The organism is Streptococcus sp. 1343 (genome assembly GCF_013277355.1).
Taxonomy (GTDB): Bacteria; Bacillota; Bacilli; order Lactobacillales; family Streptococcaceae; genus Streptococcus; species Streptococcus pseudopneumoniae.
This window is the reverse complement of sequence record NZ_VMMT01000084.1, coordinates 1-9,174: the sequence shown is the minus strand read 5'-3', so window position 1 is coordinate 9,174 and position 9,174 is coordinate 1. Positions and strand designations below refer to the sequence as shown.

Annotated in this window: 21 protein-coding genes and 1 pseudogene; 3 read left to right on the top strand and 19 right to left on the bottom strand. The window is 38.5% G+C overall.

The genetic code is table 11. The features are described from left to right. The 13 genes from HT709_RS11065 to HT709_RS11010 all read right to left on the bottom strand — a co-directional run. A partial coding sequence (locus tag HT709_RS11065; RefSeq protein WP_172925769.1) for a YopX family protein occupies nucleotides 1-387 on the bottom strand: 387 nt, incomplete at its 3' end. Beyond that, complete coding sequence (locus HT709_RS11060) at nucleotides 384-644, bottom strand: DUF1372 family protein (RefSeq protein ID WP_023940096.1); 261 nt, start codon at nucleotides 642-644, stop codon at nucleotides 384-386. The genes HT709_RS11060 and HT709_RS11065, both read right to left, overlap by 4 nt. A 164-nt stretch (nucleotides 645-808) precedes the next feature. Further along, nucleotides 809-1,012, bottom strand: a complete 204-nt coding sequence (locus HT709_RS11055) for a hypothetical protein (RefSeq protein WP_050253767.1) — start codon at nucleotides 1,010-1,012, stop codon at nucleotides 809-811. After that, the gene (locus HT709_RS11050) at nucleotides 1,012-1,575 is read right to left on the bottom strand and encodes a DUF1642 domain-containing protein (protein ID WP_172925768.1); all 564 of its coding nucleotides are present in this window, start codon (nucleotides 1,573-1,575) and stop codon (nucleotides 1,012-1,014) included. The genes HT709_RS11055 and HT709_RS11050 overlap by 1 nt, the downstream gene beginning before the upstream one ends. 11 nt (nucleotides 1,576-1,586) lie before the next feature. After that, entirely contained in the window at nucleotides 1,587-2,102 is a 516-nt protein-coding gene (locus HT709_RS11045; RefSeq protein WP_172925767.1) for a hypothetical protein, read from the bottom strand. Continuing rightward, nucleotides 2,099-2,431 (bottom strand): hypothetical protein, encoded by a 333-nt coding sequence (locus tag HT709_RS11040; RefSeq protein WP_138699921.1) that lies wholly within the window; start codon nucleotides 2,429-2,431, stop codon nucleotides 2,099-2,101. Before HT709_RS11040 ends, HT709_RS11045 begins: the two co-directional genes overlap by 4 nt. Nucleotides 2,432-2,596: 165 nt before the next feature. Beyond that, nucleotides 2,597-3,622 (bottom strand): DUF1351 domain-containing protein, encoded by a 1,026-nt coding sequence (locus tag HT709_RS11035; protein ID WP_050222897.1) that lies wholly within the window; start codon nucleotides 3,620-3,622, stop codon nucleotides 2,597-2,599. Nucleotide 3,623: 1 nt separating this feature from the next. Then, a complete protein-coding gene (bet, locus tag HT709_RS11030) occupies nucleotides 3,624-4,373 on the bottom strand; it encodes a phage recombination protein Bet (protein WP_050222896.1) in 750 nt (249 codons plus the stop codon). Continuing rightward, the gene (locus HT709_RS11025) at nucleotides 4,370-4,549 is read right to left on the bottom strand and encodes a hypothetical protein (protein WP_138700643.1); all 180 of its coding nucleotides are present in this window, start codon (nucleotides 4,547-4,549) and stop codon (nucleotides 4,370-4,372) included. Before HT709_RS11025 ends, bet begins: the two co-directional genes overlap by 4 nt. Beyond that, the gene (locus HT709_RS12130) at nucleotides 4,546-4,668 is read right to left on the bottom strand and encodes a hypothetical protein (RefSeq protein ID WP_000928478.1); all 123 of its coding nucleotides are present in this window, start codon (nucleotides 4,666-4,668) and stop codon (nucleotides 4,546-4,548) included. Before HT709_RS12130 ends, HT709_RS11025 begins: the two co-directional genes overlap by 4 nt. Nucleotides 4,669-4,769: 101 nt before the next feature. Beyond that, nucleotides 4,770-5,117, bottom strand: coding sequence for a hypothetical protein (locus HT709_RS11020; RefSeq protein WP_000462836.1), 348 nt, complete (start codon nucleotides 5,115-5,117; stop codon nucleotides 4,770-4,772). Further along, entirely contained in the window at nucleotides 5,117-5,374 is a 258-nt protein-coding gene (locus HT709_RS11015) for a hypothetical protein (protein ID WP_000608473.1), read from the bottom strand. The genes HT709_RS11020 and HT709_RS11015 overlap by 1 nt, the downstream gene beginning before the upstream one ends. 87 nt (nucleotides 5,375-5,461) lie before the next feature. Then, on the bottom strand, nucleotides 5,462-5,728 hold the full coding sequence (locus HT709_RS11010) for a hypothetical protein (RefSeq protein WP_000450963.1): 267 nt from the start codon (nucleotides 5,726-5,728) through the stop codon (nucleotides 5,462-5,464). 196 nt (nucleotides 5,729-5,924) lie between these two features. Here HT709_RS11010 and HT709_RS11005 point away from each other — a divergent pair, with 196 nt between their 5' ends. Further along, nucleotides 5,925-6,086, top strand: coding sequence for a hypothetical protein (locus HT709_RS11005; RefSeq protein ID WP_237701456.1), 162 nt, complete (start codon nucleotides 5,925-5,927; stop codon nucleotides 6,084-6,086). Here HT709_RS11005 and HT709_RS11000 read toward each other — a convergent pair. Beyond that, on the bottom strand, nucleotides 6,079-6,249 hold the full coding sequence (locus HT709_RS11000) for a hypothetical protein (protein ID WP_000656630.1): 171 nt from the start codon (nucleotides 6,247-6,249) through the stop codon (nucleotides 6,079-6,081). The two genes, HT709_RS11005 and HT709_RS11000, sit on opposite strands and share 8 nt — an antisense overlap. Continuing rightward, on the bottom strand, nucleotides 6,246-6,389 hold the full coding sequence (locus HT709_RS10995; protein ID WP_023934258.1) for a hypothetical protein: 144 nt from the start codon (nucleotides 6,387-6,389) through the stop codon (nucleotides 6,246-6,248). Before HT709_RS10995 ends, HT709_RS11000 begins: the two co-directional genes overlap by 4 nt. A 116-nt stretch (nucleotides 6,390-6,505) precedes the next feature. Between HT709_RS10995 and HT709_RS10990 the strand changes: the two are divergent. Then, nucleotides 6,506-6,667 (top strand): annotated as a pseudogene (locus tag HT709_RS10990) (YjzC family protein); the annotation flags it as partial. A gap of 490 nt (nucleotides 6,668-7,157) precedes the next feature. Here the strand turns inward: HT709_RS10990 and HT709_RS10985 are convergent. Both HT709_RS10985 and HT709_RS10980 read right to left on the bottom strand, forming a co-directional pair. Then, nucleotides 7,158-7,424, bottom strand: coding sequence for an HTH domain-containing protein (locus HT709_RS10985; RefSeq protein ID WP_023937570.1), 267 nt, complete (start codon nucleotides 7,422-7,424; stop codon nucleotides 7,158-7,160). 150 nt (nucleotides 7,425-7,574) lie between these two features. After that, nucleotides 7,575-7,781: a helix-turn-helix transcriptional regulator gene (locus HT709_RS10980; protein WP_055387710.1), complete on the bottom strand. Its 207-nt coding sequence runs from the start codon at nucleotides 7,779-7,781 to the stop codon at nucleotides 7,575-7,577. Between the two features lie 52 nt (nucleotides 7,782-7,833). Between HT709_RS10980 and HT709_RS10975 the strand changes: the two genes are divergently transcribed. Continuing rightward, nucleotides 7,834-8,640 carry a TIGR02391 family protein gene (locus HT709_RS10975; RefSeq protein ID WP_023937574.1) on the top strand — a complete coding sequence of 269 codons (807 nt, stop codon included), beginning with the start codon at nucleotides 7,834-7,836 and terminating at the stop codon, nucleotides 8,638-8,640. On the opposite strand, the gene HT709_RS10970 is transcribed toward HT709_RS10975, so the two are convergent. Beyond that, complete coding sequence (locus HT709_RS10970; RefSeq protein ID WP_240156681.1) at nucleotides 8,575-8,904, bottom strand: hypothetical protein; 330 nt, start codon at nucleotides 8,902-8,904, stop codon at nucleotides 8,575-8,577. The genes HT709_RS10975 and HT709_RS10970 overlap by 66 nt on opposite strands. Then, a complete protein-coding gene (locus HT709_RS10965) occupies nucleotides 8,885-9,055 on the bottom strand; it encodes a hypothetical protein (RefSeq protein WP_023937576.1) in 171 nt (56 codons plus the stop codon). The genes HT709_RS10970 and HT709_RS10965 overlap by 20 nt, the downstream gene beginning before the upstream one ends. Nucleotides 9,056-9,174: the final 119 nt, after the last annotated feature.

Sequence of the window (9,174 nt, the reverse complement as noted above, 5' to 3'; positions counted from 1 at the left end):
GTTTTCGTAGATGTTGCCAACGACTCTATAAGAGTAACTTTCATCGCTAAGAATTTCATGAAAGGGCGCAATATCATCTACACTTATTGCTTCTATCATAAAGACAGCTTGCTCATTATCCCAAGTCAATTTTGCATTCCCAAGGACTTCTCCTTCATCTTGAATTTCAAGAACATCCCCCTCAAAGATTTCCTTGCCGTTCTTATCCTTGAGTCCTGTTGATTGCATGATACATTCATAATCATCAAAATGTAACCAATCTTTTTTCTCTTCAATCCAAATGATAGGACAAGTCCAGTTTTCATCACTTAGATCACAATTGCCTACCATGACTTTGTAATTCATTTCTTTTCGCAGTCTATCCCACGCTCTAAATTTTGGTATCATAACATCACCTCATCCCCAACTTTCACTTTCTCATACACGTCCTTCGTAACCACAAACACCCCGTAGTCACGAATCGTAAGCGTGTATAATTTGCCGTGTCGTCCTTTCTCGACGACTTTACCGAAAATCTCAGCGCCTGCGTTATCCGCCTTGTAGATAACCATCGGCTTTTTCTTTTCTAGTTCTGCAATCCTGTCCATCTGCCAGATGTTTAGTCCAGCAGATAGCAGAATCCAGATTGCTATGAATCGTTTCAATCTATGACCTCCTTTATTTCTCCAGTAAGTCTATTTTCTAAAATGTGACTTGTATAGCAAATATCACTTTTATATGTATAATGATTAACAGTTTCTTCAGCCCATTGACTTCGTGTGTAAGGGTATCTGTTTGGTCGTTTCATGTTACCACCTCATAAATATTTTTATATACTTTTATAAAACAAAGCCTTTTTAACTCGAAGCAATGAACTTCTAGTCACTGGTATCATCCGTGGAATTAGAGCATCATGCGCTTTAAAATATATTAACTCTTTATCAAAATCTACATAAGCCACTTCGTCAATATCTATAAATTCTCCAACCAAACCATTGTTCGTGACCATATCTACAACTACGCTTTCAAACATCACTCCACCTCCTCAACTTCAACACCCTCACAATCGAATACCCAGCCGAAACCAGCTTCTTCTAGTTCTTTGCGGGTGTGATGTGCCTTATAACCTTCCCAATTCGAGGACCAGAAGAAACTATTATTTTTAAAACTTAAAATTTGAATGTTACCATTAAAATTAGCCTTCGGCATTTTCACCAAATACTGCTTCTCTTTCTCGACCTCGTAGCCGTCAAGCCATGCACGAGCAACTAAATCAAATGGTCTTTCTTGCATAAACCATTTCCTAACTTCATCGTTCGTGAAATCAAATTCGAATAATTCTGCCACGTCTTTACAAGCTTTTCTAGCTTCCTCAATCCATTCAGCCACAAACTGCGGAACTTTGACTGGTTGCGGTTCGTCTAGTTGATTCGCTAATTCATTCTCTACCTCTAATAAAATATAAGTACAGTCAGTGTTCGCTTGATACCCTGCTACTTTATGAATTGAACCTTTACTAAGATTTTCCAAAAAAATATTAAGTTGCTCCACCGCTGACGTTTTTGCGTCGTCAATAAATTCTATATATCGTTTCATTGTTCTACCTCTCAACTCACCTTGTGGCTTTCCAATTCTCCAAATTCTTGGCCGTGGTTTACAAAATATGAACCAATCAGGATAGCGTCAGCTTCATCGTCTTTGACGTTCAAGTCAAATTCATCCGAAACCTTAGCAACTGCCTGCAGCTTCATTGATTTTTTACTTCGGTCCTTGTAACTAAACTTCCAGTACTTGCGCCAGGTCGACACGTTCACGAAGTACACATTGTCAGCAATCAGTCGACCAAGAATGATACCTGTCACAATTCCAATACTGATCATAGACTGCTGATTTGGCCCCATGACTGAGTTCTTCTCGACCACAATCGATTCAAAATGGCAGTTGTACTTCTGGAGCGCTCTCGATTGAATCGCTCTCAATTCACTAGCCATGAACCTCCCACGTTCAAAGAACGATTTGCTTTTATGCTTTAAGACACCACTCTGAACAAGGTCAGAGCCGTGAAATACGGCCCAGCCTGTCGCAGTAGTTGAAATGTCCAACGATAATGTCAGTGAACTCATTGCACTTCTCCCTTGAATCCACAGAGATCAAATAGGTTTCGTTTATTATTCTCAATAAACTCAAAGAATTTCTGGAGCTCGGCCAAGTTTCGTTTTTCTGCCTTGACTCCTAAACTGGAATGGTATTCTGTCGGCTCTTTCGGTGTTACCTTCACATCTAACCAGTATAGTGGTTCAAATACATCGCCTTCAGTATCCAAAGATGTATCGGAATCCAAATTCCTGAATTGCATCTGAATATCATATTTAATCCCATTTGTAACCGTTATGTCGTTTCTAGATACGTTAAGTGCAATACTCGTTCCTGCTATATCGATTTTATAATTCATTAATTTTCTCCAAAAAAATGCGACTGCCTTTGTGATAATTGGCTAAATACGGGCAGTCGCTCGTCCAAGATCACATGACCTTTACTGACGTTTTCTAGTTCGCAGTTTTACAAGAATGCACGGCTTGTTGGTTTTTGAGTTGTTTCCAAAATGGAAATAGTTGGTTTATTTAATCAGTTCATCCAATTCTGCCTGCGTCAACGGTTCAATTCGTTGATAACCTTGGACAGTGTAATTTTTTTTGTATTCAAATCCCAAATCCGCAAGGCTATTCTTGAAATAGTCTTTTTCTTCCGTGTCGGCGAAATATACTTCCAAGGTCATTTTTTGGGTATATCGTTTTAAGCCGTTTTCAGCCCCTCTGACGGCTTCTTGTTGGTTTTGGGATAATTGCCTACTGTCTAAGATTTCGCCCGTTTCTGGGTCAAATTTTGCGGTCTCCGTTGATTTTGGCGCTTTCTCTTGTTGCTGAGCTAAAACTTCCTCACGTTCTCGTTCAGCTCGCTCTTGAGCCAATCTAACTTCTTCTTTTTGCTTTTCAAAAGCGTAGTCTGCCTTGATTTGTTCCAACACTTCAACCAAAGTCATGTCTTTCAACATCCGAATATATGGCTGGTCTGTCATTCCGTACTCAGCGCATTGCCCTGAGATTGCTGAGATGGTTTTCTTGTATTCTTCTTGTTTCTGAAACTCAAATGTGACCATGTCATCAAGTGACTTCATAGTGGCTTTTTTAAGCGTCACGCCGTCAGCCATGAAATCGCCAGCCTTGACATACTCAAGGGCCTTCTCGTCAAATAGACGAGGGTCAAGCATGTATTCTGACGCCTTATTTGTAATGTAACCCTTAACAGTATCCAGTCTGAGTGCTTTCTGGTGGTCTTCAAACTCTTTGACATCTTTCGCAATCTTTTTGATAACACCATCAAGCGGTTCAACCTGCTCTGTGATGTATTCGTTAAAATCATCAGCGGTTTTTGACAAAACCTTTTTGATTTTGATACGTTCATCAGATATCTGCTTGAACAGTTTTCTGAGATCAGCTAATACCTGCTTATCGTCCTTGATTGTCGAAGCAGTAACTGTGTAATTCTGGTACTTCGTTACCACCTCTTTAATATTTTGTTCAAACAACTCACGGTCTAAAATTTCAACCTGAGCTTGTGTTACACTTACTTGTAATTCTTGCATGTTAGTACTCCATTTCTTCTAAGAGTTCGCCTTGGACTGTCTTCTCAACTTGAGTAGGTTCAGGAACTGGGTGATTCGCCTCTTGTTCTTTATTGAATTGCTCAATCTGAGCCATCTTGCGTGTTACGACATCCTCTCGACTTTCTTGAGGTGTGACATCTTTGATACGGTCAAATGTTTCTCCGCCGTCATCCTCTGTGTACATATTGCCTAAATCCTCAGGGAAAGCCTCTCTAAGAGCATTTACCAGAGCCGTCTTTCTAATCATAGTAGCTGGCATAGAGTTCCAAGTGCTTTGTTTCTTGTCATATTCCTCACGGCTAACAAAGATCTCCACAGGTACCTTGAAATTTTTGCGGTACACTCTTGCCCATCCGCCTATCAATGTGTCTCCTGGGAGCATGATTGCCCCTTTGCGTTCGTGCATAACACCCTCGCTATCTGCCGCCACTACTCCAGCCTCAAAGCCTTCATAGTCTTTACATTGAGCGGCACGTTTCAAGAAAGCCTCTTTGGAGACAATTAAACTGAACTCTGTGCCTCCATTACGATTTTTGTAAGCCACAATGTAGACCTCGTTAGCAAATGGGTTAAGATTGCGACCTTTACATAAGGCTAGAGCCTGACCTATTTGTTTTTCAGTCAACAGGTTTTGTGGGTCAAAATACTTTTTGATGTCTGCCCCAGTCAATGAACTTGGGTCAATAGTAATATCACGTTTTGTCTGCGTTGCTAATTGATTATTTGTCATTTTCTTCTTCCTTTCGTCTTCTTCAAATTCCAATTTTCACGTTTTAAGCGTCGATTTTCGTTTTGCAATTTCAAAATAATATCCTGTTGGTCGTTGATGATTTCTCCGAGTTCAATTCCGAGATGCATATATTCAGCTCGCCAATTATCGATTTCTTCGTGTAGCTCCTGAATCATACTTCATCCCCCACGTATCGATACTGCCCACAGCCAACATAGATGTACTGGCTTGGGTCAAGTTCTTCACGTTCTTCAGGCGGTTGCATTATATCTCTGTCGTAATCAAACATGAGCATACACCTTTCCAAGATCCAGCAATTCGTTTTTTTCTTCATGATTGGCCAAAAGCCATACACGGTTTTCAAGTTCAATTCTAGTCATTAGCGTCTCCTTTGCTCTACCCCAAATACTTTTCATAGCGTGATCTTCGTGGTTCTGGCAAGGCTAGAGGCTCAGGGCGTAATCCTTGAGGCGGTTCGTTGTCGTAGGTGAAGCCTTTGAACTCTCTGCGGATATTCTTGCGGATTTCTTGTCGCTGTGCCTCTCTACCACGTTCGTATGCTTGGTTGTAACCTTGGATAATCATAGACGCAAATTCTTGCTCTTCTCGTCTTTCTTCTTCCTTCTGGCGGATTTTCTCCTCTTCCTGCTTATCCATCTGATGAGCTAGAAGCCCTGCACCGATAAATCCTAAAATCACTGCACCAGTTCCTAAAAGCTGGCTAACTAATGGTGGTTCAAACATTATTCTTCCTCTTCATCATCTTCTTCTGCCATATTCTGCTTAATCGCCTCACTTGGGCTCATGCCATCCAATACATCCTTGATGACATGTGAGATGTCGTGGGTTACTTTCAACGGCTTTTCTAACTCATTAGGTAGCCCCAAAAGTTTTGTAGTTAGCAATCCAAGCGTAGATAATTTATGTAGCTTTTTTTGTAACTGTTCAATGCGTTCAATTTTTTCCTGTTGCGCTTTGATAATTTGGTCTTTGTTAATCATTGTTTTTCTCCTGTGGATAACTCAGTTATCCCTTTCTTTTATTTAGATTAGTAGTAGTTTGTTGTAAAGTTAGTAGTTATTATTCTGCTATCGTGTCATCTTAACGGTTTTAGACATTTCTTTCTTCCATGATTGACTGCCTCGATATTGCAGATAAGCATCAAAACCTTTGATTGTGACAAGCTGACCATCGTTTCTAAGGTATTTTTGTTGACTAGGTAATTTTTTCATCTCTCGCCTCATATCTCCCGCTTGTCGTTTTGAACATCCAAAGATGTGCTCTAGTTCTTCATCGTTTGCAGAAATCTTCTCGATGATCACGTCTTTAATTCTCACGATTTGAACTGTTTCCATTTTTGCTCCTTTCGTGGTATAATTTTCTTGAATAATTTTGTCATGCGCCTGATTGCCGTCAGGTGCTTTTTTGCTATCTCCTTTTCTGCTATAATGAAACCAGAAAGGAGGTAATATTATGACTGAAATTCACGCATGTCTTTGCGGAAATTGGGTGAACCTATCAGCCGACGACGATTGTGTAATGGGACCAAATATGGCTAGTCCTTACATTTGGTGGGAAGAAAATGCAGAACTCTACTCACCAATTTCTAAACCTGAAGCAAACTCGATGTACCATCAGGATTATATCTACATTCACTATCGTGGCGCTGACTATCGTATCCATCCAATGTTCATTCAAATCGTTTCTAGATAACTTTTTCTAGTCTGCTAGAAATGATTTCTAAATCTAAGTCGTCCAGTTTCAACTGGTCGGCTTTTTGATTTAAACGAGCTTCGATAGCTTGGTTAATTTCAAACCATTCTATTTTTGTAAATCGGCTCCTGAATTTTAGAAATTCCTTTACTGCTTCTTTCATACTGTCCTACTTTCCATCGCCCTGAGTTCTATCTCATGGCTGACTTGTTTCAATAGCTTCTCACACGCTATTTTAGCTTCTCTGTACGTTGTGTTCTCGCTGATGAAGTAATCAGCAAGTTCGATAATTTTATCTTCCATTCAACCTCCTATATCAGCCTCAAGACTGATGTAATATCCTCCTAAATTGCTATAATACTCTTGACTAGGACCTCTCACCGTTTTAGTCAAAATTCCAATAGAAAGGAGGAGATAGTATGGCAAATACTCCAATAAAACCTGGAACAGATAATCAGAAACCTGGTCGCTATGTAGAGGTAGGACCTCGTGGCGGAAAAGTTACTAATGGTCATACCGCAACTATCGGAAAAGGTGATCGGCTCCCTCCGACATCTGCTAAAGGCAACGGTTGGAAAAAGTCTAATCTTCGTTTGCGTACAATCGTTCAATGGTTGTACGCTTTTTCCATACACAAAAGCACATTCCCAAAAAATCAATTTGAATCCATGCTTCGGCGTAATCTTTCCCATTGCTGGCATAGTGAGTTATATAATGGTGAATCATTTTATTCCTTCCTCCTATTGAGTTACTTGAGAAGTATCATGAATGGCTTCATAGCTAAGACGCTTGAATTTTTCTAAGTCTATCTGAAAATTGATAGGCTTTTTTCTTTTCCCACTATACGGATATCGTCTTGGTCTCATTTCTTTCTCCATTGTATTTATTTTTTCTAACCTCTCTTTTATTTATTAAGATAAGTAGGACTTGTTGTTAGTTAATATTTATTGTTATTTAATACTTGTTGTTAGTTAATATTTATTAGTGCCTAAATTTTCTGATTTGTAAAATACAGATTTGTAAAATACAGATTTGTAAAATACAGATTTGTAAAAATCGAAAATGTAAATTCTAACCTGTGGATAACTTAGATATACTTTCATTTAATCTCTGTTTCATAATATCGAATTGGAAATCAGATATTTTTACATCTGAGAAAAATCTGAAAACACGAACTCCTTTACCACGTCCCATGCCTTTTTTAACAATTCGTAGGTAGCCATTTTTTTCTAATATTTTGAAGTAGCTATCAACTGTGTCTCGACTAACACCTTTCCGCTTAGCTATTTCTTCTGGATAGACTTGCCAGTTTGGGTGATTAGCCAGTACCACCATCATGATACCGACAGCTGTAAAATCCAGCGCAGGATCGTTGATAAAACTATTACTAACAGCTGTATAATCTTCAGTTGGATTCCTGAAAGATGAACTGGCAATCTAAATCTTTAAAATCTGTCATACGCTCTCCTTTCTACTCTTTTATTACGGTCAAACCGCAATATCGGATAAAAAAATAATATCATCTACTGATACATCGAAAACACTAGCGATTTGATATGCTTTCGAAACACTAGGTTCTGTTATCCCACGTTCCCAATGCCCCCACGTATCAACTGATACATTCACAGCTGCTGCCGCATCACTTTGTCTCCAGTTTTTGAGTGTTCTTAGTGTTTTTAATGTCATTTTCGTCACGTTCCTACCTCCTTTCTAAATTTGGTATAATAGAATAAAAACGAGGTTTACTATGTTAAGTATTGATACACAATTTGTAGATACAATCAGTAAAATACTATCTGATTATGTTTCACATTCTGAAATCACAAGGATGGGAGAAGTCTTAGGATATTCCCAAAACGACCAGAACTCTGGACTCAATAAACACTATAGAGTTCACAATATCATGTCTGATATACTCAACAAAACACAAGATGAATCTAATATCAAACTTGTAATTGAGTATATCTGCAATCCTTTGCGGTACATCGATAAAGTTTCAGATTTTGAAAACTTAAGATTAAAACTAAATGTCGTTCTTTCCCTAAAAGGCCTTGCCATATCAGATAATGGACATGTAGTTATTACTACTGCTTCAAAAACATTAGTTGAGGCAAAGAAACGATTTGAATCACTTGATCATATGTTGAGAACATTAAATGTTCATCCAAATGTTTTAAAATTCTGCACCCAGGAACTCTTACAAGAAAATTATTTTCATGCTGTATTTGAAGCAAGTAAAGGAATCTTTCACCGCATTCGTTTACTAACCGGTTCGTCTCTGGACTCAGCAAGTCTAATAGACCAATGTTTTAAAATCAAAGAACCCGTTATGATTATCAACGGAAATAAATTACAGACTCTTGACGAACAAAGTGAATATAAAGGATTGAAGAATTTACTTCTGACAATCGCACATCTTTATCGTAATTCCAAAGCACATAAACTTAAATACTACAATCCAGATAGTGTTAATGATGCCTTAACCGCTTTAACTCTTATGTCCCTCGCTCACAATCTCCTTGACAACTGTACTAATACTAGGAGACTTGATTAGTAGATTATAAAATTCTATAGTCACCTCAGCTAATCTAATTGTTTCTTCATCTATGGGACTATTGTAGTCCTCAAGGTGACGAAACCTTTCAGTCAACTGCTCTGATAAGTATTCTGTTTGCCTAAAGATAGATTTATGAAGATGAGTAATTGGTTTTAGCAATTCGATTTCATCATAACTTAATATTTTTTCAGTCTCCTCTTGAGTTACTTCTGCTAATTTTTCCATACCAGAAATATCAACATTAACATGCGGCTGTTCCATTATCGTCCCCCCTCGTCCTACTTTCCATCGCCCTGAGTTCAATCTCATGGCTGACTTGTTTCAATAGCTTCTCACACGCTATTTTAACTTCTCTGTACGTTGTAGATTCGCTGATGAAGTAATCAGCAAGTTCGATGATTTTATCTTCCATTCAACCTCCTATATCAGCCTCAAGACTGATGTAATATCCTCCTAAATTGCTATAATACTCTTGACTAGGACCTCTCACCGTTTTAGTCAAAATTCCAATAGAAAGGAGGTTCAAAAAAT